This window comes from Rhizobium sp. NXC14 (genome assembly GCF_002117485.1).
Classification (GTDB): Bacteria; Pseudomonadota; Alphaproteobacteria; order Rhizobiales; family Rhizobiaceae; genus Rhizobium.
Map to the genome: position 1 here is coordinate 664,348 of NZ_CP021033.1, position 25,504 is coordinate 689,851.

Below are 25,504 nucleotides of genomic sequence, written 5' to 3' on the forward strand. Positions count from 1 at the left end.
TTCCGAGCAGATGTGGCGGGCAGCATGGATGAGGTTTTGAAGGCGGTGATCGCCGTCGATGGCGCCAAGGTGAGTTTCGGCGCGGTCAGGGCGCTTGACGGCGTCACGCTCCGCGTCATGTCGGGCGAATGCGTCGGGCTGGTCGGGCACAATGGAGCCGGCAAGTCCACCATTGTCAGCGTCATCAATGGCGGCCTCACCCCCCATGAGGGAAGTGTGTCGAGTGATGGCGAGCGGCTGGAGCGTTACGGCATCAACGCGGCACGAGCCCGCGGCGTGCGCTGCGTTTTCCAGGAGCTTTCGCTCTGCCCCAACCTCTCCATCGTCGAGAACACGCGCATCATGCACCGCGATCTCGGCGGCTTCGGCTGGCGCAGGCGCGCCGCAGAAATCATCGAAAAGAGCCTCGATGCGGTCTTCCCCGGCCACGGCATCGACAGCGGTCGGGCAGTGGGAGACCTTTCGATCGCCGAGCGACAGATGGTCGAGATCGCGATGGCCTTTTCCGACGCCGGCACCCCGCCGCGGCTGGTGATCCTCGATGAACCGACCTCCTCGCTCGACGCGAGCCTCGCCCGCCAGATGCTCGACCATGTCCGCCGCTTCGTCACGGCCGGTGGCTCCGTCATTTTTATCTCGCATATCCTCCACGAGGTCCTCGAAACCTCCGACCGCATCGTTGTCATGAAGGACGGCCGCGTCGTTGCCGAACGCCCCGCCCACGGCTTCGACCATCATGGTCTGGTCGAGGCCATGGGCAGCGTTGCGAAGGAGGAGACGGGGCAGCGCCCGGCGCGCGAGCAATCCGCCGCTCCGCTCGTTCTCTCCCATCAGACGGCGGGCCGTCCCTTTTCGGCCCGCAAGGGCGAGATCATCGGATTGGCAGGTCTTGCCGGCCACGGTCAGACCGAGCTTCTGCTTGCCCTGCACGCCTCCAAGTCCGGCAACTGGCTGCCCGAGCGCGATCCGCTTGTCACCTTCGTCGCCGGCGACCGACGCCTCAACGGCATCTTCGAACTCTGGAGCATCCTGCGCAACTTTTCCGTCGCCTCGCTCAGTGACCTGTCGCGGCGTGGCCTCATTGCCGCTGATAAAGAGGAGGCCAAGGGCGCCGACTGGAGGCGGCGGATCGAAATCCGTACGCCCGACATGGCCAACCGCATTTTGTCGCTTTCCGGCGGCAATCAGCAGAAGGTGCTCTTTGCCCGCGCCCTTGCTACGCGCGCGCCGGTCGTCCTCATGGATGATCCGATGCGTGGCGTCGATGTCGGAACCAAGCAGGAGGTCTACGCCATCATCCGCGACGAAGCTTCGCGCGGCCGCACCTTCATCTGGTATTCGACTGAAATGGACGAAGTGCGTCTGTGCGACCGCGTCTACGTCTTTCGCGAAGGCCGCATCACTGCCGAACTTGCCGGCGACGCCGTCAACGAGACGAACATCATCGCCGCATCCTTCGAGGGGGTCGCCGCATGATGGTCCGGCTGTCATCCGACGCCTTGCGTCTTGCCATTCCCGCCCTTTCGCTGACACTGCTGCTCGCCGCCGTATTCTGGCTGCAGCCGCGCGCCATGAGCTATGTCGGCCTCAACCTGCTGTTCAATCTCGCTGTGCCGATCGCGCTTGCGACGATCGCCCAGATGCTTGTGATGACGGTGAACGATCTCGATCTGTCGATGGGCACCTTCGTCAGCTTCGTCGCCTGTGTGAGCGCGACCTTTCTGCGCGACGACCCGGCGACCGGCATCCTGATCCTTGCGGGAGCGATCGCGGCCTATGCGGCCCTCGGCGTTATCATCTACCTGCGCGACCTGCCGTCCATTGTCGTCACGCTCGGCATGAGCTTCGTCTGGGGTGGACTTGCCGTATTGCTGCTGCCGGCGCCAGGCGGGCAGGCGCCGGATTGGGTGCGCTCTCTGATGACCGTCAAGCCGCCGCTGGCGCCGATGGCGATCGTCGCCAGCGTCATCATAGCCGCCGTCGCCCATCTTCTGGTCATGCGGTCTTCGCTCGGCGTGCTGATCCGCGGCATCGGCGGCAACCAGCGCTCGGTCGAGCGGGCCGGCTGGTCGATTGTCGGGGCGCGGGCCATCGCCTATGGGCTTGCCGGCTTCTTCGCGGTGCTTGCCGGCATCGCCCTCGTCGGCCTCACCACCTCGGCCGATGCCAATATCGCGCTGCGTTATACGCTGCTGTCGATCGCCGGCGTGATCCTCGGCGGCGGCGAGTTCATCGGCGGCCGCGTCTCCCCTGTCGGCGCCGTTGTCGGCGCGCTGACGCTGACGCTCGCCGGCTCATTCCTATCCTTCCTGCGCATCTCGCCGGATTGGCAGATCGGAGCCCAGGGCGCGATCCTGATCATCGTGCTCGCGCTGCGCCTCATGCTGAACCGGCTGGAGAAACAGGAGAAACGCCGCCGATGAAGCCCCTCCTCAGCCTTTCCGGCAAATCTTGGATCTGGTCATGGCTTGCCGCCTTCGTGGTCTGGTTCCTGACTATCATGGTGACCCTCGGCGCCAGCACGCTCGGCCTGTCGCAGGCAGCACTCACCTTCGCCGCCTTCTCGGTGATCGTCGGCATCGGCCAGATGTTCGTCATCACGCTCGGTCCCGGCAATATCGATCTGTCGGTTCCCGCCACCATGACACTTGCCGGTACGGTGGCGCTGAAACTGATGAATGTCGAAAACGGCTTGATCCTGCCTGGGCTTCTTGTCGCCATCCTCATCGGCCTCGTCGTCGGCCTCGGCAATTTCGCGCTCATCAAGGCGCTGCGCATTCCGCCGATCATCGCCACGCTTTCCATGAGCTTCATCGTGCAGTCCGCGGCGATCTGGGCAAACCGTGGCTTGCGCATCAAGCCTCCGAGCATGCTTGCGGAGTTCACCACCACGAACACGCTTGGCGTACCGAACGTGGCGATCGTCGCGTTCCTCATCTCGCTACTCGCTTGGTTCCTGCTCGAGAAGACGATCTACGGGCGCTGGATCTCGGCGATCGGCCAGAGCATGCCCGCCTCACGCATGGCCGGCATTCCGGTCGACGGCACGCGCTTCGTCACCTACCTCTTCTGCGCCGTGCTCGCATCCGTCGCGGGCTATCTGCTCGCCTGCTTCTCCGGCGGCGCAGCACTCAATATGGGCTCGGAATATCTGCTGACCTCGATCGCCGTCGTTGTGATCGGCGGCACAGCGGTTGCCGGCGGCGATTCCAACGTGCCGGGCATCTGGGGCGCGTCGCTCTTCATGTTCCTGGTCGTCTCCATGCTCAACACCTATGGGCTCGGCGCGGGCATCCGCCTCATCATGACCGGCCTCATCATCATCAGCGTGATCATGCTCGCCGGCGGTCGCCGGGCCGGCATGCGATAATCAGGAAGATCACCATGGCCGAGGCCAGCATCTACGAAATCCACGACCCGCGCTTCCGGCAGTTGATCGTCACCAGCGCCGGTCTCGACGAACTCTATTCAGGCTGCCGCTGGGCAGAGGGTCCTGTCTGGTTCAACGATGCGAACCAGCTTCTCTGGAGCGACATTCCAAACCAGCGCATGCTGCGATGGACGCCCGAGGGCGGCGTCTCCATCTACCGGCAGCCATCGAACTTCACCAACGGCCACACGCGCGATCACCAGGGCCGGCTCGTCTCCTGCGAACATGGCGGGCGCCGCGTCACGCGCACCGAGATCGACGGCTCGATCACCGTGCTCGCCGACCGTTTCGAGGGCGCGCGGCTCAATTCGCCGAACGACGTTGTGGTGAAATCGGACGGCACGATCTGGTTTACCGATCCGACCTACGGCATCATGTCGAATTATGAAGGCTATCAGGCTGAGCCCGAGCAGGCGACGCGCAACGTCTACCGGCTCGACCCGGCGACCGGCCAGCTAACCGCCGTCATCACGGATTTCATCCAGCCGAACGGCCTTGCTTTCTCCCCTGACGAGACGATCCTCTACGTCGCGGATTCGTCAGCAAGCCACGACGAAAGCCTGCCACGCCACATCCGCGCGTTCGATGTAGTCGACGGCAGCAGCCTTGCGAACGGCCGCGTCTTCTGCCTCATCGACAACGGCATCCCGGACGGAATCCGGACTGACGTGCAGGGGAACCTTTGGTCCAGTGCCGGTGATGGCGTGCACTGCTTCGATCCGGCAGGCAAGCTGATCGGCAAGATCCGCGTCCCTCAGACCGTCGCCAACCTGACCTTCGGCGGCCCCGGACGCAACCGTCTGTTCATAGCCGCAACGCGCTCACTCTATTCCCTCTATGTTGCCACGACCGGCGCCCAAAGACCGTAAGCCGGTGAATGCCAGATTCTGCGGCGGCGGGTTCATTAACGCCCAATGCGAACTAATTGAGATCCTCGTAGCCGTATTCCGCGGCGGCGCGACGCGTGAAGTCGCCGGCGACCGCTGCCGTGATGATCACATCGACGTTCCTCTGCATTTCAATGACCTTCGCGCGGCGGCGTCGTTCTGCTTCAAGCTTAGACGGCGCGGGCTATCCGGCCGATTTCGTCACGCCGGTTGGCGAATGGGATGTCGGCATCGAGATTGCCTTCTGCTAGACCGCTCATGCTTGCGGTAATCTCGCCGATCGGTTTTGCGATCACGCGGGCGGCAAAAACAGCGGCGCCGATCAACGTGATAACGGTCAACGGACCGACACCGATTGACGTATAGGACGAGGGCAGCGGAGGCATCGGCCTCTTCCTCAGCCTTGGTCGCCATCGCCTTGGCCGAGTCCGCACCTTCGATTGGGATAGCGAGCGCAGGATGTGGATATGACAGCTGGCTCGCTCTGTGTCGCATCCGCCGAGTGCGGAACGTCTTCTCGACGACCGGGATTATTCCCTTGATATGACGGTGACCTGCAGCGAGCGCCGACAGGCGGGGCAGATCCAATGCGGGGCTATCCGCCTCGAGGCCGGCGGTGGCGCGGTCATAAACGGCAACGCATTGCTTGTTGGTGATCCGCGACATGTAGAGAATGCCGTCGAAATCGGTGCGATCGTAGATGTCTTGGCTGAGCCGGCGTCCGCTCGCCTGCGCCCGTGCCCGAACGGCATCCGTCGAGACACCGAGCAGGTTTGCGCCTTCGTAGCGCAGGTCGAGTAGAAAAAGCGGGCCCGGGTTTCGGACGGCGGCGACCGAATAGCGGTCGAACTCCTCCTGGAATATCACTCGCTCGGCTCTACCTTGAAAGCGGTCGCGAACAATCGTTTCCGCGACGGCGATCATGGGGTCCTGAGCGAGGTAGAGCAGCCGGAACTTGTCCTTGGGGCTCGAAAACCGCGACTTGCCGAAACCCATGCCGAGCGGCGTTCCGGCATGGGCGCGCGCGATGATCCTGACATAGTCGGTGACATCAGCCCGGACGGCGAGGCGCTGAAGGATAGTTTTGTCGAGTCTCATTGCACGGCGAAATAGGTCTGAGCCGCGTCGATGACCTCGTCAGCGCGATCCTGTTTCAGGAGGTCGATGGGCCTGCGCCCGCCCAACATGGGGTTCGGCTGGCAAAGCCACAGCCATGCCACCCGCTGATTGGACACGAGAGCGGCGACCGTTGCTATGCCCCTTGCGGGACGCCCGTCGATGAATTGTTCGATCGGATAGACGTGCTTTCTCGTTCCCTTCAACAGTGCGATCACCTCGTCGGCATGCTGCCAGCGATTGAGCGTGGAGCGTGCAATTCCAAAATCGCGCTGGAGTTCGCTGGCGCCGGCAACCGGCCCGGCCCAATCCTCAAGCCTGCGGGCGACCGCAAGCTCGCCCAGCAACCGCGCGCCCTCCTCGGCCGTAACGATCTTCCCCAGTCCTTCGCCGGCGGAAGGCTCCACGGTTTTCGAAATCTCGAGCACGATCTTGCCGCCGGCAGGCGCATCGCCGAACGTCTCCACCAGGCCACGAATACGGCGGGCAAGTTCGCCTTGGCGCTTGCTAAGCTCGCGCCTTACGCTAACGGGAAGATCGACGATGGCCGCAGCCGCCGCGCCCGCAATACTGGCAGACAGGGCCACCGAGCCGGACTCGAATGCGGCGTCGGCTTTCAGCACGTCAGCAACTTTGGCGGCGACGCGGTCGGCGACCCTTGCCTGACGGGCATGATGCAGCCGGACCTCAGAACCAGCCATGACACTATCTCCATTCTTAGATGAACTGGTATAGTATCAAATGACCAATTTGTCTAGTTTGTGCCGCACATACCGCGCGTCGCGGATGGTTGATCAGCCCTTTCGCAGCCTCCAAGTCCTGATTTCGAAGGGCATGATGTCGGCGGGGCCTTTACGCTCCATAGGCTCTTCGAGAATGTTGAGCGGCTGCGACGCCGCCCATCCGGAAGGCAGGGCGAGGGAAAGTCGGCCACGCCGGCCGGCCGGTTCATAAAGGCGCAGGATCAGGCCTTCGCCCTCCTCCGCCGGCTTCAGGCCCGAAAGTGCGACCGGAGTGCCCTCGACGCCAAGCGGCGCAAAATTGCCGGCGGAAAGGCCTTTTGCCTCGGCCGTCACCAGCGGCTGGTTGAGATCGAGCGCCTCGTCGAGGACGCCGCCTTCATGCCAGGCGCCCTCATGCGGCATCAGCGCGTAGGTGAAGCTCTGCTCGCCTTCGTCGGCGAGCGGATCGGGATAAATCGGCCCGCGCACCAGGCTCATGCCGATCACATTGCCGCGGGCGCTGTGGCCGTATTTGGCATTGTTCAGGAGCGCGACGCCGAAGCCCGGCTCGCTGATGTCGACGAAGCGATGGGCGGCGGCCTCGAACATCGCCTGCTCCCAGGAGGTATTCGTGTGTGTCGCCCGCTCGACCACGCCGAAGGCGCATTCGAAGGTCGCCTTGCGAGCCTGCACGTCGACCGGGTTCAGCGTGCGCAGCAGGGTGCGGCGGTCGTGCCAGTCGATGGTCGTTTCGATGTCGAGCCGTTTAGCGTTGGCGGTCAGCACATAAGTCTGCGTGACGCTCGAATTGCGGTAGCGGTGGACGACGCGGATCGCCGCGCGGTGCGGGCCGCTTTCGACGAGGCCGATGCTTTCGGGCGCTTCGAGCCGGACGCCCTTTTCGGCATAATCGGCGTCGACATCCCAGGCATCCCAGTTGCGCGGCTTATCGGCCGGATAGACCCAGAGCTGGTTGGCGGAGCCATCGACCGCTTCGCGGCCGCTCGCCTTGTGGATGAGGCTGGCAACGGCTCCATCGTTGCCGATGACCACCGAGAGATGATCGTTTTCCAGGCGATCGGAGCCGGCCTTCAGCCCACCCGCCGGCTTCAGCGCCTGCCTGTCGAGGACTGCGACCGATAAGGGAGCGACGATATCGGCGGCCGAAAGTACCGTGCCGTCGGCAAGCGTGGCGCTCACCGGCCGCGGCGCAAGCGAGGGATTGACGAAAATGAGGGCATCAGCGACCCCGCCCTTCGGCAAATTGGCCGAAAGGGTCTGCAAAGCCTTGGCCTGCTCGGCCTTGGCGTGGTCGATGACGCCGCCGAGTTCCTGCTCCGCATCCTGATAGACGTCGCGGATGCTCGAACCCGGCAGGATGTCGTGGAACTCGTTCTTCAACACCACGCGCCAATCCGCCTCGAGGCTTTTCGGCTTTTCTGCCCCGAGCATATGGGCGAGCGAAGCGAGGGTCTCGGCGGTGATCAGCGCGCGTTCGGCCTGGCGGTGCTTGCGCTTGACGCCGCTTTGTGTCGTCAGCGTCGCGCGATGCAGTTCGAGATAGATTTCGCCGTCCCAGACGGGGAGCTTCTTCTCCGATGCGCTGCGATGCGCCTGCTCGTAGAAGCCCTTGACCGTGCCCCAGCGCGCTTGCGGAATGGCGGGAAAATCGCGCAGCTGCACTTCGCGCTCCACCATTTCGGGCGTCACCCCGCCGCCGCCGTCGCCATAGCCGACGGCGAGAAGCGAGGCGTGATGCTGCGCCTTGCCGCGGAAATTCTTCCACGTCGGCAGGTAGCAATCGGGTTGCACGAAGCCGTTGTAGCCCTGCATCGGATTGTCGAAGGTGTGGGTCAGCACCTGGCTGCCGTCGAGGCCCTTCCACCAGAAGAGATCGGAGGGCATGTGGTTGGTCTCGCTCCAATTGACCTTGATGGTGAAGAAGCTGTCGATGCCGCCCTGCCTCAAGATCTGCGGCAGCGCGCCGGAGAAGCCGAAGCAATCCGGCAGCCAGCAGACCGTGTGGCGGGCGCCGAAGGTTTTTTCGAAATAACGCTGACCGTAGAGCACCTGGCGCACAAGGCTTTCGCCGGTCGGCATGTTGGTATCGGGCTCGACCCACATGCCGCCGACGGTTTCCCATTTCCCCTCCGCGACCTTCTTCTTGATGCGCTCTAGAAGCTCGGGATCCTCCTCTTCCATCTGCGCGTAATAATGGGCGGTCGACTGGTTGAAGCGGAATTCGGCGGAGCGCTCCATCAGAGAGAGCGCTGTGTTGAAGGTGCGCCGCATTTTCCGCCGCGTCTCGCGATAGGGCCAGAGCCAGGCGAGATCGATGTGCGCGTGGCCGGTCAGCACCAGTTCCCCATTCGGGGGGAAGCGCTGCTGCAGCTCCTTCAACCGCACCGTCAGGACCTCGAAGGCAGCGGCGGCCGAAGCGCTCTGCTCGTCGGTGAGGCCGGCCGGATCGGAAACAAGCTCCGGCAGTTCCCAGATCTTCTGCTGCATGACGGCGCCCGACGTGCGGGAAATGTAGGCCGCTGTATCCGACGGCCAGTCGAGGCTGCGCAAGGCCTGCTCCGCGGCGCCGACCAGATGCGGCACGACCTCATGCTCGCCGAGCACGCCGATCGCCTCGGCGATCTGCTTCAGGAGAAGATGCAGGCGGTGAAGGGGACCGTCGAGCCAGATCAGACGGGCTTTGTTGAGCCGCGGCGCCCGGTTCGGCTCGCCGAAAGGAAAGCGGGCGACGCTTTCCGCCGCGATCGAAAAGCGTCGGTCCTTTACCGGGAATTCCTGGTGATAGGGATCGAGGCCGAATGTTTCGTTTTCAGCGTCGGGATAGCTGAGCGTAATCAGGCTCTCACCGCCGAGATCCAGCTGCAGGCGAATATCTTCGAGCGGCCAGCTCTGCGGCGCTTCAGCACTCGCAGCAAAATGCACCACGCCCTGACGATGCGGCCAGTCCTGCAGATGGGCGATCGGCTCGCCCTCGAAGGTCCAGCCATCGATCGGGCTGCTATACCGGTCCCGCCAATGCGCGAGCTCGGCGATACGGACCTTCAGACTATCGAGGCGTTGGGCAATGGTGAGCGGCATGGCTTATCCTGTTGAAAATCGGCGGCGCGCGATCGGGAATCCTGGCTTTGGGAGACGAAGATGATGCGATAGGGATCGCGAATGCAGGCCCCTCCTCCCAACGGGATCCTGTCGATGCTTAGATTAAGTAACTTTGATTTGGCGTCAAGCCGCAAAAGATCTTCTGTCCGAGATCGCCTGGCTGCTGGTCTACGCAACTCTTTGACTGGGGCGGTGTTCAGGAGCCGGAATGTCTGCCCGTCCGATCAGACGAAGCCAGATCAGACACGGTGAGGGAGTCTCCCGCCTAAGCTGGTGCACCCGACGAGACCCACGGCAATATTCAATCTCGACGTCAGAGAGCTGCGGAAACATGCTCACCATCAGTTGGCGCAGGCGCAATGTCCACCGCGCGATCATGCGCAGGAACGCATCGAGCCATGAAATCGGTTGGAATGTGACTCGGAAAGTCAGTGCACGATGTCCCAGCTCGCCACTATTGGTGAAGGATTCAACATCTTTCCACTCCTATAATCTAGGACGCGGTGGCCCGACGCATTTTTGATTGAAAACTGGCTGCCCGGACGCAACGCCAGTGGAGCTCGCGTCCGGGTCAGGGGCCTGCTTTGAGGCGTTGGGGCTCTCGCCGTGTCACGACAATATTCATGATAAGTTGTACATGGGGATTGAATCGTGGAATCAAGCTCGGCCCCGGAATGCCTTGGCCCCGCCATAGCATTCTGACAGATTACTCAGCGAATCCGGCGGGCTGCTTCTCTTTGCCGCCTATCGCATCGAAGTTCGACGGCGACTTCTAAGGCGCACCTCTCGTCCGCCTCTGCATCATCGTGTCGGCTGCTTCTCGACGAATCTTGGTATCCATAGAGACAAATGGCCGCTGCCAGCAGCATGAGTATCATTCCCAACATCCCCGCCGCAGACAAGGCCTCGCCAGCGATCATAGCGCCGACGGCTACAGCAACGATGGGCGACACGAACGCAAAGCTGCCCGCCCGGGCGGGCCCGATGTCACGAATAAGCTGAAGATAGATGCTGTAACCGATCAGCGATCCGAAGAGGACGAGGAACAGCCAACTCGCGACTGCCTGCCAGTTCCACAGTGTCTGCAGACTTGCGGTTGCTTCGGGCTCGAAAACCAGTGAACTCAAAAACAGGCCTCCACCTCCGATGAGTGTCGTGCAGCCGGATAAGAAGGTGCTGCCGTAACGGGCGATTAGCGGCCTGGCCAAGACAGATCCCCAGGCCGACGATACTGCACTCCAGCTGATCGCAAGAAGTCCAACAATGCCGGCGGTGCCGGAGAGGCTGGTAAATTCGAGTGTGGGTGAAAACAGGAATGACAGGCCGATCATGCCGATGATCATCGCAAAAGCTCGGGGGCCACTCCATCGTTCCTCCCCCAGCAATATTCCGAACCCGAGCAGAGCCAGGGGCGTAAGCGACATTTCGATCACGGCAGCTGTCCCGGATGCAACGAATTGCATACCCCAAAACAGCGGACCGTAGCAGAGTGTGATCATCAACAGGCTTGCAATGACAAGCCTGACCAAATCTTCACCGGCCGCAAACGGTATGCGACAGGACCGCAGCGACCAGCCTGAGAGCAGAAGGCCGGCGCAAAGAAACCTTGTCGCCGCGAACATCATCGGCGGCACGGTTTCGATACCGGTCTTGACGGCGATCCACGTCAGACCCCAGACGAGGCAAAGACTGAGGAACTTGATCACGTTCTTGCGAGGAGACATAGAGGGGCCCTTGCTCTGTAACGAGTAAACATTATTTATATCGTTACAATCTGGCAACCTGCTCTTTGTTCCGCACCATGGCCTCATCAATATTCGACATGCGTCTGAGCGGCGGTCATCCTGCCCTTGAACTGGTAAACACCCTCGACAGCCGCCGCGGCCGTTGGGGGCCCGATTTCCTGCGGTCGTTCGATGACGTGCTGGCGTTCGTTGAAAGGCTTCAGCTCATCGATGCAAGGGGATTGGCAAGTTTGAGGGAACGCGCGGCGGTCGATCCCGGCAAGGCAGAAGACGCCCTGGCGAATTTGATAAGGCTTAGAGAAACTATCTACACCCTATTCATTGCCGAGGATACCGATGCTCCTTATCCCGAGCCAGCATTGAGCACAGTGGTAGAAATGGCGAGAGCAGGCCGCGCAAGACAGACCCTCCTAAAGTCAAATCAGAACTTCGTCTGGGCACTCCCCTTTGACGATCTGTCCGATATTTTTCACCTATTCGCTATCGCTGCTACTGATCTGTTGACCAACCGGAGCGGCCGCCGTCGCGTGCGTGAGTGCAAGGGCGATAATTGCGGCTGGCTCTTCCTTGATCGTTCAAAGGGTGGCCGGCGGCGATGGTGCTCGGAGGCAAGTTGCGGGGTACACAGCCGAGTGAAGCGTTTTCGCGCGCACGGCGACGACCGTTGATGATGGCGGTGAGTTCATCAGTATAAGAAGCCTTGAGCGTCCCGGAGATCGGCAGATTGACGGAGGCGCGAGTGATAAAAATTGAGCTAGCACCAGGAATATGCTGCGGCGCCTTCCCCCGAGGCGTTCGAGCATATTGCGCGCCATCTGAAGCGCGTTGAGCTCCTGTTCGGCCGGCCGACGGCGGTATCTTTGGTTCCATGGCTGTAGGCAGGCAAACGCCCTCTCACCGCCACTCTCCGGTTCCACGGCGGCGGGCCGGCGATCGCGAAGAAGATGTCAAAGCTCGGGATCGAGACGGTGCTGCTCTCAAGGCAGGCGCGATCTGATACTTCCGGCATAATTGGTCTGGTTTAGGAAATCGTGCGAAAGGGCTAAACAAATATACTTTGGCATAATGGCGAGGGCGCTCCAGGCAGAGTTACTGTTGCAACGGCCCTAAAAGAAACGCCCTCCCATCACGGGCCGACTTGCCGCGCCGGCGTTTTGCTTGACCGTAAGACCTTCACCCCTGCCGGCGCGGCGCCTCTTATAGCATGAAACCGCATTGCCGCAGCTTTGCTCTTCGCGGAACTGGCTTAACAACAGGCACTGGAACCCGAGTCGCGAAGATCAGCAGAGCTGCGACCGCCTCATAATCCGAAGCATAGGCTCGTTGACATGAGAGGAAAGTCGGTGAAGCTTGATTGGATCTGCGATGCCTGCACCTCCGATGGTATGCGGGCAGCATCGAAGCGAGCGGTGTGCCATGGACGACACGGTCAAAGATGCGCAGAAGACCAGGAAGAACATGTTCGGACGGAAGCGCGCTCTCGCTTCCATCGGCCAGCAAACTTCGACCGACCTTAGGTACCACGAGCCACAATCCTCCTGGAGTGACGGCGATCGCATCTTTACACGAGAGCTGATCCGGAGCGGCAACGGCGCATCAAAAGCCGTTCTGAGGGTGCAGCTTGCAGCCGAACATCCCAATCGAACCAGCCTCGACAGACTGGCCCACGAGTATCGCCTGAAAGACGAACTCGACCGGGAGTGGGCAGCCAAACCGCTGGATTTCACCACGGAAAATGGTCGTGGCGTGCTCGTCCTCGAAGATTGCGGCGGCGTGCCCCTCCCGCAGTTGATGGGACGGCACAGCCATGGCATGGCAGGCGAACTCACTGTCTTTCTGCGCCTTGCCAGGGGCATTGCGGCGGCAGTCGGCAAGGCTCACGGATGCGGCCTCATTCACAGGGACATCAAGCCAGCGAATATACTGGCGGACGAGGCGGATGGACGGGTTCGTCTCACGGGCTTCGGAGTGGCATCGCATCTTTCTCGTCAGCGCCAGGCCGCCGAGCCCCCTGAGGTCATTGCTGGCAGCCTCGCATATATGTCGCCCGAACAGACCGGCCGCATGAACCGATCGGTGGACTCGCGTAGTGACCTCTACGCCGTCGGCATCACGCTCTACGAAATGATTACCGGCCAGTTGCCGTTCACTGCTTCGGAGCCGATGGAATGGGTGCACTGCCACGTTGCCAGGCGACCGGTGCCGCCGTCCGAGCGTGCAAGAGAGCTACCAGGCGTTATCTCGGCAATCGTGATGAAGCTGCTCGCCAAGAACGCAGAGGAACGCTACCAGACGGCCGCCGGGCTAGAGGCGGATCTTCGACGTGCCCTCGTCGAGAGCGAGAAGTATGGGCGGATCTCAGAATTTCCGCTCGGGACGCGCGATGTGCCGGACAGACTGGTGATCCCCGAGCGGCCCTACGGTCGCGAACGCGAGATCGCCGCCCTGACCTCCGCATTCGACCGGGCCGTAGCGGGCGCTGGTCCGACGCTGGTGCTGGTTTCGGGTCATGCCGGCGTGGGCAAATCCATGGTCGTGAATGAGCTCCACCGCGCGCTCGTGCCGTCACGTGGGCTGTTTGCTTCCGGCAAATTCGACCAGAACCAGCGTCACATTCCTTATGCGAGCCTAGCGCAGGCCCTGCAAGGCCTCGTCCGAGTGCTGCTGGGCAAGAGTGAAGCGGAACTCGCGCCATGGCGCGCTGCTTTAAGCGAAGAGCTGGGCGCGGGCGGTCGGCTGCTGGTAACGCTCATTCCGGAACTTGAATCTCTCATCGGCCGGCTTCCGGCGGTTGCGGATCTGCCGCCTCAGGATGCCAAACGCCGCTTCCATCTGAACATCAGGCGGCTGCTGCGCGTGTTTGCCACAGCAGAACATCCGCTTACGCTGTTTCTGGACGATCTCCAATGGTTGGACGCAGCGACGCTCGATCTGCTTGAAGATTTGTGCACCCAGCAGGATATGCGTCACCTGCTGCTCATTGGCGCCTATCGCGACAACGAAGTATCGTCCACCCATCCGCTGATCCGCCGGCTGACAGCGATCCGGGAGGCCGGTGGCCAAGTGCATGAAATCGTACTGACACCGCTCAGGCTGGAAGATCTGACCCGGATGCTGGCCGACGCTCTTCATTACGGAAGCAAGCGTGTCCAGCCGCTTGCGCGGCTAGTGCACAAGAAGAGCGGAGGCAATCCCTTCTTCGCGCTCCAGTTCCTGAGCACGCTGCCGGACGAAGGCCTGCTCGAATTCAATCACGAACAGGCGCACTGGGATTGGGATCTCGATCGCATAAGAGCGAAAGGCTATACCGATAACGTCGTGGATCTTATGCTAAGCAAGCTGCGGCGCCTGCCCGATACCACACAGGCTGCCCTGAACATGCTGGCGTGTCTCGGCAATCACGCGGCGGTTGATACCCTAGCTCTGATCAGGAGCGAAAATCACGACGCGGTTCATGCAGCCTTTTGGGCCGCGGCGCGGGCCGGACTCGTGCTGCTTGAAGAGGGGTCATCTTACCGCTTCCTGCATGATCGTGTTCAGGAGGCCGCGTATGGGCTGATCCCTGAAGATGAGCGGGCGGCAGCGCATCTTTCCATTGGCCGCCTCCTGCTGAAGCATAGACCGCCGCAGGCACTCGAGGAGAATATTTTCGAGATTGTCGGCCAACTCAACTGCGGCGGCGCGCTCATCGCGCCCGGTGAAGAGCGAGAGCGTCTCGCGGACTTGAACCTGCTTGCCACTCGCCGCGCCAAGGCGTCGGCTGCATACGAATCGGCGCTGGCTTATGCCGGCACGGGTGCGGCTTACCTGCCGCACGATGCCTGGGAGCGCCGATACGAACTCGCTTTCGCCCTCGAACTCCACAGGGCCGAATGCGAATTCTTGACAGGCGCACCGGCGGAGGCGCAGGCCCGCCTCGCGGAATTGGCAAGCCGAGCCACCAGCCTCGCCGACCTGGCCCGCGTCACGCGCCTGCGCGTCGACCTTTTCATGAGCCTGGGTCGGAGCGATCAGGCCATCATATTCGGTCTCGACTACCTGCGCCGGGTCGGCATTTCGTGGTCGTCCCACCCGACCAGGGGCCAGGTGCGCCAGGAATACGCGCGGCTTTGGCGACAACTCGGGGGCCGCCCTATCGAAGCGCTGCTTAACTCGCCCCCAATGGCGGACCCTGTCGCGCTCGCGACCATGGACGTTCTGACTTCACTTGTTACTCCGGCCCTGTTTACCAACGAGAATCTGCGCTGCCTCGTTATCGGGCGAATGGGCAACATCAGCCTCAAGCACGGCAACAGCGACACATCGCCTTATGCCTTCACTGCTGTGGGCACGGTGCTCGGGCCCTATTTTGGCAACTATGAAGCCGGTTTTCGGTTCGGCCTGCTCGGACTGGACCTGACGGAACAGCCTGGAATGGAACGCCTGAAGGCACGAGTCTACCTCGCCTTCGGTAACCTTGCGAAATCGTCGTCGCGTCATGTCCGCACCGGCCGTGCGCTTGCGCAGCGCGTATTCGAAACGGCACAGCAGGTCGGCGATCTCACCTACGCCGTCTTAAGCCGGAATAACCTTGTGACCTATCTTCTGGCCGCTGGCGAGCCCCTCTCGCAGGTCCAGCGCGATGCGGAAGCTGGTTTGGACTTCGCGCGTCAGGCCGGCTTCGGAGTCGCCGTCGGTTTCATCAGCGGGCAGCTCCAACTCATCCGCACGCTTCGCGGGCTGACGCCGATCTTCGGATGCTTCAACGATGAAGGGTTCGACGAGCAGCAATTCGAACTTACGACCGACGGCAAGCCGGGCAGTTGCCTGTACTGGATCCGCAAGCTACAGGCATGTGTATTTGCCGGGGATACCCTCACAGCACTTTCGGCAGCGGCGAAAGCAGAAAGCCTCCTGTGGATGACTCCCGCTATTTTCGAGCGGGCGGAATATCACTTTTACACCGGACTTTCATTGGCCTCTGCTTTGCAAGGACCGACGACTGAAACAGCTCTTTATCGCAAGGCCCTACGCGCTCATCGCCGGCAGCTCGACACTTGGGCCGCGCACAGCCCGGAGAATTTCGCAAGCCGCGCAACATTGCTCGGCGCAGAGGTCGCCCGCTTGGGAAGCCGTGAGTTGCAAGCCGAGCGCCTCTATGAACAGGCGATCCAGTTGGCGCGTGCGCACGCGCTCCCACACGACGAAGCGATCGCGTATGAGCGCGCTTCGGGCTTTTACCGGGCGCGCGGCTTCGATGAGATTGCTCGCCTGTATCTTGAAAGCGCCCGTCGCTGTTATCTCAGTTGGGGAGCCGACGGCAAGGTCCGGCAGCTTGAAGAAGCCTATCCCCAACTGCGGGATGGGCAACCGGCACCGGCTGCAACAAGCACGATCGAAGCGCCGCTCGAGCATCTCGACCTCGCCACCGTCATCAAGGTGTCGCAAGCAGTCTCCAGCGAAATCGTTGTCGACAAGCTGATCGATACGGTGCTGCGAATGGCCGTCGAGCAGGCGGGAGCCGAACGTGGCCTTCTGATCCTGTCGCGCGGCGGTGAACCGCGGATTGCCGCTGAGGCGACGATCCGCGGCGAAGCGGTCCTCATAGAGTTGCGTAATGAGCCCGTCGCCGTCGTGATGCCGGAATCAGTTCTCAATTACGTCCTGCGTGTGCGGGAAATCGTCAGCCTCGACGATGCGTCGGCTGAAAACGCCTTTGCGGCCGATCCCTATATCCGCCATCGTGCGGCCAGATCCATTCTCTGTTTGCCGCTGATCAATCACGCGAAGCTGATCGGTGCGCTGTATCTGGAAAATACTCTGGCGGGCCGTGTCTTCGCGCCGGGGCGCATTCCGGTGTTGAAGCTCATCGCCTCGCAAGCCGCCAGCACGCTCGAAATCACCGGACTTTACCACGACCTGGCAGAGCGTGAAGCGCGAATAGGCCGGCTTGTCGAAGCGAACATCATCGGAATTTTTATCCGGGACATCGAAGGTCGGATAATCGAGGCCAACGAGGCGTTCCTGCAAATGGTGGGCTACAGCCGTGACGAACTCTTGGCGGGTCAGCTCCTCGATAAGGAGCTGACACCGCCGGAATGGCGCGAACGTGACGCCGAGGCCGAGGCCGAGCTCAGAGTGACCGGCAGCGTCCGCCCCTTTGAAAAGGTGTACCAGCGAAAGGACGGCGGTCACGTACCCGTGATGATCGGTGAGGCAAGTTTCGAGGGGGCCGGGAGCCAGGCCGTGGCCTTCGTGCTCGACCTGTCCGAGAGCAAGCGAGCAGAGGAGAGGCTGCGAGCAAGCGAAACTCGTTTTCGGACCTTCGTCGACCATGCCACCGATGCCTTTTTCCTCCATACCGACGATCTGACCGTCATAGACGTCAACCGCCAAGCCTGTGAAAGCCTCGGTTACAGCCGGGAGGAATTAATTGGCATGCACCCGCGCGACTTTGACGGAGCTATCGACGAAAAGGCGCTTGCGACATTAGTGGATCGCGTCGACGCAGGACATCCAATGACTTTCGAAACACTCCACCGGCGGAAGGACGGAACAACGTTTCCGGTCGAGGTTCGCGTCGGCAAATTCCGACAGGAAAAGCAATGGTTTCGTCTTTCGCTGGCGCGTGACATCACCGATCGCAGGCAGGCCGAGGATGCCATTCAGCTTGCGCGAGCAGAACTTGCCCATGTAAGCAGGCTGACCACTATGGGGGAACTTGTAGCCTCCATCGCCCACGAGGTCAGACAGCCGCTCACCGGGCTGGTCAGCAGCGGCAATGCCTGCCTTCGCTATCTCGACGCGGATCCCCGTGACATCGTCTCCGCCCGTCGCGCCATCGAGCGCATGATCAGCGACGCTTTTCGTGCATCCGAGGTCATCGACCGGATTCGGGCAATGGCGAAGAAATCACCCGAACGCAGGGATCGGCTGAACATCAACGATATCGTGTCCGAGACGATAGCCCTGGTGTCCACGGACCTTGAACGCAGTGCGGTGTCGCTTCGTACAAACCTCTCCGACGGCTTGCCCCCGATCGTAGGGGACCAAGTGCAAATCCAGCAGGTGATCCTGAACCTTATCATGAACGCCAACGACGCGATGGCGGCGATGCCAAAAGGAGCGCGCGAACTCATCGTAAGCACTGAAAAGGCAGCACCCAACACCGTTTTGGTGGCTGTCCGCGATAGCGGCCCTATCCTCGACCCGGCGAAGATCGGCGATATATTCGAGGCGTTCTTCAGTACCAAACCAAAGGGTATGGGCATGGGCCTGACGATCAGCCGTTCGATCATAGAGGCTCACAAAGGCCAACTCTGGGCCACGCCAAACGCGCCCCACGGTGCCATTTTTCAGTTTACATTACCAACCGAGGAGAAATAATTGATCCATGTCCGGGGCGCCGCCTGACCGGCGCAAAACTTGGGGACATGGATGAAGGAGATTGTCTACATCATTGATGACGACGCATCCGTCCGCGAAGGCCTCGGCGATCTCCTGCGCTCGGTTGGACTTGAGGTACTGACATTCGCGTCCAGCCAGGAATTTTTGGATAGTAAGCGCCCTGACGTTCCGGGCTGCATCATTCTCGATGTAAGGCTGCCGGGGCGGAGCGGCCTGGAATTTCAGAGCATGCTCCCTTCCCTTGGAATTGAGCTTCCGGTCATTTTTATCAGTGCCCACAGCGACATTCCGATCTCTGTGCGGGCGATGAAAGCCGGCGCTATCGAATTCCTGACAAAGCCGCTGCGCGAGCAGGAATTGCTCGATGCCGCCTATGCCGGGATCGAGCGCGATTGCGCTCGCAGGCAGGAAGTCGCGCTCATTGCCGAGCTTCGGTCCCGCTATGATTCGTTGACGCCGCGCGAGCGCGAGATCATGAACCTGGTGGTCGCGGGCAGCGTCAACAAGCAAATCGCTGCTCAAGTGGGCCTGAGCGAGGTGACCGTCAAGGTTCATCGCGGCCACGTCATGCAAAAGATGCAGGCGAGATCTCTCGTTGACCTGGTCCGGATGGCGGACAGCCTCGGATTGACGACGAAGCCGGCGTGGGCCAGGTAGGCTCACATATCTAGACCAAAGTATCGGGCGTCTGCCATGGGTGGATAGTCGGGGTGCCAATTCGGCTGGTCGCTTATCTCATTCGGCAATACGTTCCGAAGCCCGTCGGCTCTATCCTCTTACCAGCTGAAAAAACATGCAGCGACAGGACGGACGTTATCGCGTCTCGTTGCAAGAATCTGCGTCGGGTCCGCGCCTCCCCACCAATGGACGGACGTCATCGATGTTGATGCAACGCGCGAGCAATCGAAGGATGGAGGAAAGGTATCATCGATGCAAAACCAGAGATACGCCCTGCAGAAGAACCTCAACATCTACTGGACGGTAATCGATACGGTTTCAGACCAGAAAGCTCTCGTCCACGGCTTCGTTATGGACATGCTTACCGCCGATGAGGGCGAAGAACTGGTCAACATGCTGAACCGTGCAGAATCCCACGCTATCCTCGCGCCTGCCCACGGGGAGCACCGCGATCGAAGACGACAGTAACTGTTCGATCGCCATCTAGCTGACCGCTCGTCCTATAGACCGTGACGAGGCGACGAGGGTTCTGACACTCTAAGGCGCCTCGAACAAGGGTTAGCTGCAAACAGTCTAGCTGGCCTTGCAACCTGACATGCCACTTTTGACATGGCGGGAAGGCCCAGGCGTATAGCGCACCGGCTGTCATCCTCGGTCGCTCGAGCGTGCGGTCCCGGCGGCTGGAATTGATACAGACGGAACGAACTTCGGCACCAAGATCGCCGGCGTCGCGCACGGCCTGAGCCGGTGCGTAAATCCTACAGCTGGGCATTCAGCTGCACGGCGCACAAGATGCCGCTGCGGCTCGATGAAAGACTTCGAGTGCTCCAACCAATCGACCGGATGAAGGCGCTGCCGAAGGGATGATGCGCGCGTTAAGTGATGCACCCGGGTTAACAGGTGCGCAACTCGTCGAGCGCATGGGGGCTTGAAACCGCGGCTCGAGTCGCTCCAATTTCCGCGTCTATGCTCAACTGCGGCGGCGTTCGATTGTTCGACCACCGCCGCGTCTTTATGCGTCGACCGGTTGTACTCAGCGTCGGGGCTCAATGGTCGCTTCGCCGAACATGACGCCGCGCGTCAGTGGCTTGGCGAGGAAATCATGCGGGAAGCCGAGAACGATGGCGCTGGCTTCGGCGAGGCGAGTGCGATGCTCATCAGACAATACCACATCGAGCGCACCGAGATTGTCTTCGAGCTGGGCTATCGTCTTCACACCCATGATCGGCGAAGTCACGGCAGGGTTGGTAAGCGTCCAGGCGATCGCTACCTGCGCCGGCGACTTGCCGATTTCGGCCGCAACCTGCTTCACGACATCGGCGATGGCGAGGCTGCGCTCGGTCAGCGAGCCGTTGCCGGCAGCCACATTCTTGCGGGTGCCGACCGCACTTGCGGTGCCGGCACCGATGTCGAGATCGGCGCGGGTATATTTGCCGGTCAGAATGCCCATGCCGAGCGGTGACCAGGGGATGACGCCGAGGCCGAGCTCACGCGCCATCGGGATCAGCTCACGCTCAACCGTGCGCTCGATCAGGCTGTATTCGATCTGCAGTGCTACCAGCGGCGCCCAGCCGCGCAGGTCCGCCAGCGTCTGCATACGAGCCACCTGCCAGGCCGGCGTATCGGAAATGCCAGCATAGACGATCTTGCCGGCACGGACGAGATCGTCCATCCCCCTCATGACCTCCTCGACGGAGGTCGTGAAATCCCAGGCGTGCAGGTAAAAGAGATCGATATAGTCGGTGTTCAGCCGCTTCAGGCTGTCTTCCACAGAGCGGATCATGCTGCGGCGGTGATTGCCGCCGGAGTTCGGATCCTTCGGGCGCGAGGTGATAGTATATTTGGTGGCGATGACAAGCTCGTCCCGGCGGCCTTCGGCAAAGCGACCGACGAGTCTTTCCGACGTGCCGCCTGTATACTGGTTGGCAGTATCGATGAAATTACCGCCGCGATCGACATAGGCGTCGAACATGCGACGCGATTCCTGCTCATCGGCGCCCCAGCCCCAATCGGTTCCAAAGGTCATGGCACCGAGCGAGAGCGGCGAGACGCGCAGGCCGGAACGGCCGAGGAGACGGTAGCGGTCAAGGGACAATGTGTTGGTTGTTTCATCTGACATCGGATAAATCTCCTGTGTTGCAGACAGAAGATGCGCCTTGCCGATACTGATAACAATGCTACATTATCGACATGACTTCTTTAGCAAAGAGAACATAATGCGCGGAAGCGATTATGCGGAACTCAGGGCTTTCGTGGCAGTTGCCGAACATGGCAACTTTGCCCGCGCGGCTGCCCGGCTCGGCATGTCGGCCTCCGCACTCAGCCAGACGATCCGCACACTCGAAGAACGAATGGGAATCCGTCTGCTCAACCGCACGACACGCAGCGTGGCGCCGAGCGAGGCTGGCCAGCGATTGCTTGCCGGACTAGTGCCCGCGCTTGCCGATCTCGACCGGGCGGTGGCGGATGTTGCGGCCCTGCGCGATAAGCCAGCCGGTCTCCTGCGCATCACCGCACCGCGGGTCGCGATCGTCCACACGCTGGCGCCGTTGATTGCTCCCTTCAATGCAGCCTATCCCGATATCATCATGGACATTATCGTGGATGACAAACTTACCGATATTGTCGCCGGTCGTTTCGATGCCGGCATCCGACTAGGCGAGATGGTGGAAAAGGACATGGTAAGCGTAAAGCTCGGCGGTGAGATGCGGCTCGTCGTCATCGCCTCGCCGGGCTACGTCGCGCGCCACGGCATGCCACAAACGCCGCGCGACCTGCGCGACCACTCTTGCATCGCTTCCCGGTGGCCGACGGATGGCAGCCTCTATCTCTGGGAATTCGAACGCGACGACGAGAAGCTCGAAGTGGCCGTCTCGGGGCCGCTCAGCACTACCGACAACCACCTGATGCTGCGGGCCGTGCTGGATGGTGTCGGGATAGCTTATCTCTTCGATCATCATGTGGCGGAACATCTCGCCGCGGGCCGGCTGGTCAGCATGCTTGACGACTGGACACCCCCCTTCCCAGGCTTCCACCTTTATTATCCCAGCCGGCGTCAGATGCCGCCGCCGCTGCGTGCCTTCGTGGATTTTGCCCGCGGCAACTCGCTCAGACTGCCTTCAGAGGCACAAATCAGCCAGGAATAGCTGGCTGGCGCACCTATTTCTTTTTTCAATCAGTGTTACCGGATGAGGCGAGACCAGACCACAAATTGCCACTTCGCTTCCGCTCGTGCGCCGTAATCCGCTCTGTATTTTCTGTACCAGAACGGCCCTGGTCCTCTCTGAACTCTATGGATTGGTTACAAACGCACGTTCCCCGGTAGGAGCTCCTCAATCCGGCTTGATTGTGACAGTAGACGATCGCGCCATGCTGGTCAGATCGGATTATCTCGGGCGACAGGTCGCCACTTGATTCTTGTGATGACGCCGGAGGTATCAACGCGGGATCTAGACGTAGATTTTGTCACCAAATGGTGCTATTTAAAACATCAGTACAAGGATAATAGACGATGCGATCGACTATCAATCTCGACGATACTCTTATGGAAAGAGCCAAGTCCCTGACCGGCACAAAAGAAACCGCGGCTCTCGTCCGCCAGGCGTTGGAGACGCTTATCCGAGTAGAGTCCGGAAAACGCCTGATCGCGCTCGGTGGAACTATGCCCGATGCGGAGGCGGCTCCACGTCGCCGGAGCGCGGCGGCCAAGTGATACTGGCAGACACTTCTGTATGGATCGATCATTTTCGCCAAGTTGATGCGGAGCTTAGGACGATCATTGAGCACGATCGTCTACTCTGCCATCCGGCTGTGGTCGGCGAACTGGCACTTGGCAGCCTTCGAGATCGCGAGCGTGTGATTACATTTCTGGCAGCCCAGCGCCAAGCGTTCGTCGCAACGCACGACGAAGTGATGACAATGATCGACCGTCACGGCATCTTCAGTATGGGCATCGGCTATACCGATGCCCACTTGCTCGCCTCGATACTGCTTGATCGGCGAGCGGCATTATGGACCAAGGACAAGCGTCTGCAGGCGGCGGCCGAAAAGGCAGGCGCTTCATTGCATAAGCCCGCCCATCCCCGCAACTAAACACCAAAATAGTCCGACTTTTCGGATTATCCGGTCTCTGTCGCCTTGATGAGAGCAGAACCAAACCCGTCATTCAGCATCTGCTTGCAGTTGATGGCATAAAGATATTTCTCAGCAGAAGCCCCGGCGCCGACCGTTCGCGAGAATCCGGGCTGCCCAGAGAGCCGTGCGCGAACTCGTCGCCGCCGCGGCCGGTCGGCGGCCGGAACTCACTGTCGCGCCCGGCAGGCAAGGCAGATCGGCCGAGAGATCGAGGAGCTGCTGAGGGACGAGGTGTTCCAGGTCGGCTTCCTGCTAGATCCTGCCATTGATCATGATGGCGCCGAGCACCACCCTGCGCGAGCCGATGTTCGAACCGACCTGACGCCACGCTTCAGCGCCGGCGAGCCAGCCAAGGCACGGCGATGCAAACTGTCCTGTCGATCGAATAACTCTCAAGAAGGTATCAGCGGTGGCCGGAATAAACTCCAACAGCATCTGCAGCTTAAGATCGATGATCATGTGCCCCGGGAAGGTTCGCGCGATAGAGCCGCTGTTGACGATTGAGGAGCATCGAATCGCCGAATTCATGCGCACGGTAGCGGCATGTGGTGAGAGCGGCGGAGGCGCTGGTGAGCAGGCCATCATCGGCAAAGGCGCGCAACAGCTCGAAGTGACTTTCGCCGGGCTGGTGGACGCCAGTGAGAACCGCATCGACGACGCGGAGCGGAGTGCCACGGCCGATGCGGCCTGTCGCAATACCATCTCCGGTACCCACGCTGCCATCGGGATTGGCGGCTGCTTCAAGTGCGCGCACGACGCTCGTGCCGATCGCGATGATGCGGCTGCCTCTGAGCCGCGCCCGCGCTACCTGCGCCACTGTACATTCAGGGATGCGGTACGGCTCATCGAAGGGAAGGCGCGAGTCGAGCGCGGGTTCGCCGGTGGAAGAAATGCCCGCGGCATGCGTGAGTGTTGCAAAACCGATCTCGCGACGACGCCAAGCTTGCAGTGTGCGCCAGTCGAGCGCGAAGGAAGCCGATGGCGCTTCGAACGCGACCGGCCGGGCGGCAATTCTCGTCCAAACATCCCATAGTGCCAACGGCTCGGGAACATGCGCGTATTGGATCGGCCTGCCATGCTGCGCCAGTCCTGCAAACATGGCTGCTCGGGTACCCTGGAAGCTGAGCTCGACAAGGCGAGGATGGTCGAGAACGCGCTCGACCCTGGCTTCAAGTGAGCCGAGCTGGAGGCGATCGCCTGATGCCAGCGCGGGCGGCGGCAGCCGATCTTCCGTGCGGGTGCGGTGATCGCCCGAGCCGAAGGCAATCGCTATGAAGCGGACTGGAGCGGAAGCTGACAGCCAGCCGGCTAAGCGGATCTCGATCGCCTTTCCGCATTGGAGATGCGTGCCGTGCAGGCTGGCAGGCAAGGTCGCGGCGTCGTTGGCGACAACCAGATCGCCAGGATCAAATAACGTCCCGAGGTGAGCCCGCGGCAGCTCGCGCATCGTGCCGTCCGCCCCAACGACGAACAGCCTGGCCGCTTGCCGATCGAGGCGATCAGCGGCGATCACGCGTGGGCTCCGGCGGTAAGCGCAGCGTGAGCCGACAACGCCCCGATCATCGTTTCGAGGATCTCGGCAGCGGCCAGTTCCGGGTCTTTCAAGCTCGACGGATCGTCGTCCGGGAGCGCCAACGCGTGCAGCGGGGTGTCCATATCGCCAGGGTCGAGCGCAAGGAACCTTATTCCATCGGATCTCGACTCTTCGTCCCAAATTGCCGTCAGATGGGCAAGCGCTGCCTTGCTCGCGCCGTATGCGCCCCAGCCGGGATAGGCGTTGACCGCCGCGTCGCTGGAGATGTTGATCACCAGCGCGCCGCGGCCCTCGCGGGCGGACGCGGCAAGCGCACCGAACAGGGCTTTCGTCAGCCGGAAGACGCCGAGAAGGTTGACAGCGAGCGCCGCCTCCAGCTCCTCGCACTCCGTGTCGGCAAGAAGCGCCAGAGGCACAGGACCGAGGTTCGATGCATTGTTGATCAGGACGTCGACCCCGCCAAGATTGGCACTGATCTGCATCGCGATCGGATAGATATCTTCCTTCTTTCCGATGTCGGCGACAATGCCATGCGCGCCCGTCTCGGCTGCGACGCGCTCGACATTCGCGGCGGTGCGGGCGACGAAGGCAATGCTCGCACCCTTCTCGGCAAGCTGCCGCACAAGCGCCCGCCCGAGGCCGGAAGTTCCGCCGGTGATCGCTACGCGAAGTCCTTGAAGATCGATATTCGCCTGCATTGCGGTGCTCCTTCAATGGGTACGCGTAACTGCTACAAGTTCAAGTGAACTTGA

Annotated in this window: 19 protein-coding genes; 11 read left to right on the plus strand and 8 right to left on the minus strand. The window is 61.4% G+C overall.

The window, feature by feature from the left end; genetic code table 11:
* The first annotated feature begins 24 nt into the window (after positions 1-24).
* From NXC14_RS31135 to NXC14_RS31150, 4 genes are read left to right on the plus strand one after another with little or no spacing between them, the layout of a single operon-like run.
* A complete protein-coding gene (locus NXC14_RS31135; RefSeq protein WP_085782076.1) occupies positions 25-1,476 on the plus strand; it encodes a sugar ABC transporter ATP-binding protein in 1,452 nt (483 codons plus the stop codon).
* The gene (locus NXC14_RS31140; protein WP_085781837.1) at positions 1,473-2,423 is read left to right on the plus strand and encodes an ABC transporter permease; all 951 of its coding nucleotides are present in this window, start codon (positions 1,473-1,475) and stop codon (positions 2,421-2,423) included. Before NXC14_RS31135 ends, NXC14_RS31140 begins: the two co-directional genes overlap by 4 nt.
* On the plus strand, positions 2,420-3,370 hold the full coding sequence (locus tag NXC14_RS31145) for an ABC transporter permease (protein ID WP_085781838.1): 951 nt from the start codon (positions 2,420-2,422) through the stop codon (positions 3,368-3,370). The genes NXC14_RS31140 and NXC14_RS31145 overlap by 4 nt, the downstream gene beginning before the upstream one ends.
* A 14-nt stretch (positions 3,371-3,384) precedes the next feature.
* Positions 3,385-4,299 (plus strand): SMP-30/gluconolactonase/LRE family protein, encoded by a 915-nt coding sequence (locus NXC14_RS31150; RefSeq protein ID WP_085781839.1) that lies wholly within the window; start codon positions 3,385-3,387, stop codon positions 4,297-4,299.
* Positions 4,300-4,518: 219 nt separating this feature from the next.
* On the opposite strand, the gene NXC14_RS33800 is transcribed toward NXC14_RS31150, so the two are convergent.
* The 4 genes from NXC14_RS33800 to NXC14_RS31175 form a co-directional block, all read right to left on the minus strand.
* The gene (locus NXC14_RS33800; protein ID WP_245362237.1) at positions 4,519-5,415 is read right to left on the minus strand and encodes an RES family NAD+ phosphorylase; all 897 of its coding nucleotides are present in this window, start codon (positions 5,413-5,415) and stop codon (positions 4,519-4,521) included.
* Positions 5,412-6,134, minus strand: coding sequence for an antitoxin Xre/MbcA/ParS toxin-binding domain-containing protein (locus tag NXC14_RS31165; RefSeq protein ID WP_085781841.1), 723 nt, complete (start codon positions 6,132-6,134; stop codon positions 5,412-5,414). The genes NXC14_RS33800 and NXC14_RS31165 overlap by 4 nt, the downstream gene beginning before the upstream one ends.
* A gap of 93 nt (positions 6,135-6,227) precedes the next feature.
* A complete protein-coding gene (locus NXC14_RS31170) occupies positions 6,228-9,254 on the minus strand; it encodes a glycoside hydrolase family 38 C-terminal domain-containing protein (protein WP_085781842.1) in 3,027 nt (1,008 codons plus the stop codon).
* A 731-nt stretch (positions 9,255-9,985) separates the two neighbouring features.
* The gene (locus NXC14_RS31175; protein WP_085781843.1) at positions 9,986-10,999 is read right to left on the minus strand and encodes an EamA family transporter; all 1,014 of its coding nucleotides are present in this window, start codon (positions 10,997-10,999) and stop codon (positions 9,986-9,988) included.
* A gap of 65 nt (positions 11,000-11,064) precedes the next feature.
* On the opposite strand from NXC14_RS31175, the gene NXC14_RS31180 reads away from it, so the two are divergent.
* The 4 genes from NXC14_RS31180 to NXC14_RS31200 all read left to right on the plus strand — a co-directional run bounded on the left by NXC14_RS31180 (position 11,065) and on the right by NXC14_RS31200 (position 19,552).
* Positions 11,065-11,688, plus strand: coding sequence for an ABATE domain-containing protein (locus tag NXC14_RS31180; protein ID WP_245362238.1), 624 nt, complete (start codon positions 11,065-11,067; stop codon positions 11,686-11,688).
* A gap of 748 nt (positions 11,689-12,436) precedes the next feature.
* On the plus strand, positions 12,437-18,385 hold the full coding sequence (locus tag NXC14_RS31190; RefSeq protein WP_085781845.1) for an AAA family ATPase: 5,949 nt from the start codon (positions 12,437-12,439) through the stop codon (positions 18,383-18,385).
* A 51-nt stretch (positions 18,386-18,436) separates the two neighbouring features.
* The gene (locus tag NXC14_RS31195) at positions 18,437-19,063 is read left to right on the plus strand and encodes a response regulator transcription factor (protein ID WP_085781846.1); all 627 of its coding nucleotides are present in this window, start codon (positions 18,437-18,439) and stop codon (positions 19,061-19,063) included.
* A 273-nt stretch (positions 19,064-19,336) separates the two neighbouring features.
* Positions 19,337-19,552 carry a hypothetical protein gene (locus tag NXC14_RS31200; RefSeq protein WP_085781847.1) on the plus strand — a complete coding sequence of 72 codons (216 nt, stop codon included), beginning with the start codon at positions 19,337-19,339 and terminating at the stop codon, positions 19,550-19,552.
* Positions 19,553-20,117: 565 nt separating this feature from the next.
* Here the strand turns inward: NXC14_RS31200 and NXC14_RS31205 are convergent.
* Positions 20,118-21,203 (minus strand): aldo/keto reductase, encoded by a 1,086-nt coding sequence (locus NXC14_RS31205; RefSeq protein WP_085781848.1) that lies wholly within the window; start codon positions 21,201-21,203, stop codon positions 20,118-20,120.
* A gap of 97 nt (positions 21,204-21,300) precedes the next feature.
* Here NXC14_RS31205 and NXC14_RS31210 point away from each other — a divergent pair, with 97 nt between their 5' ends.
* The 3 genes from NXC14_RS31210 (at position 21,301) to NXC14_RS31220 (ending at position 23,176) form a co-directional block, all read left to right on the plus strand.
* Complete coding sequence (locus NXC14_RS31210) at positions 21,301-22,230, plus strand: LysR family transcriptional regulator (RefSeq protein ID WP_085781849.1); 930 nt, start codon at positions 21,301-21,303, stop codon at positions 22,228-22,230.
* Between the two features lie 365 nt (positions 22,231-22,595).
* A complete protein-coding gene (locus NXC14_RS31215) occupies positions 22,596-22,796 on the plus strand; it encodes a type II toxin-antitoxin system VapB family antitoxin (RefSeq protein WP_085781850.1) in 201 nt (66 codons plus the stop codon).
* Entirely contained in the window at positions 22,793-23,176 is a 384-nt protein-coding gene (locus NXC14_RS31220; protein WP_085781851.1) for a type II toxin-antitoxin system VapC family toxin, read from the plus strand. The genes NXC14_RS31215 and NXC14_RS31220 overlap by 4 nt, the downstream gene beginning before the upstream one ends.
* A gap of 294 nt (positions 23,177-23,470) precedes the next feature.
* Here NXC14_RS31220 and NXC14_RS31225 read toward each other — a convergent pair whose 3' ends face one another.
* The 3 genes from NXC14_RS31225 to NXC14_RS31235 are packed head-to-tail and all read right to left on the minus strand — an operon-like array spanning position 23,471 to position 25,450.
* Positions 23,471-23,677, minus strand: a complete 207-nt coding sequence (locus NXC14_RS31225) for a hypothetical protein (RefSeq protein WP_085781852.1) — start codon at positions 23,675-23,677, stop codon at positions 23,471-23,473.
* Positions 23,661-24,731: an S-adenosylmethionine:tRNA ribosyltransferase-isomerase gene (locus NXC14_RS31230; protein WP_085781853.1), complete on the minus strand. Its 1,071-nt coding sequence runs from the start codon at positions 24,729-24,731 to the stop codon at positions 23,661-23,663. Before NXC14_RS31230 ends, NXC14_RS31225 begins: the two co-directional genes overlap by 17 nt.
* On the minus strand, positions 24,728-25,450 hold the full coding sequence (locus tag NXC14_RS31235) for an SDR family NAD(P)-dependent oxidoreductase (protein WP_085781854.1): 723 nt from the start codon (positions 25,448-25,450) through the stop codon (positions 24,728-24,730). The genes NXC14_RS31230 and NXC14_RS31235 overlap by 4 nt, the downstream gene beginning before the upstream one ends.
* Positions 25,451-25,504: the final 54 nt, after the last annotated feature.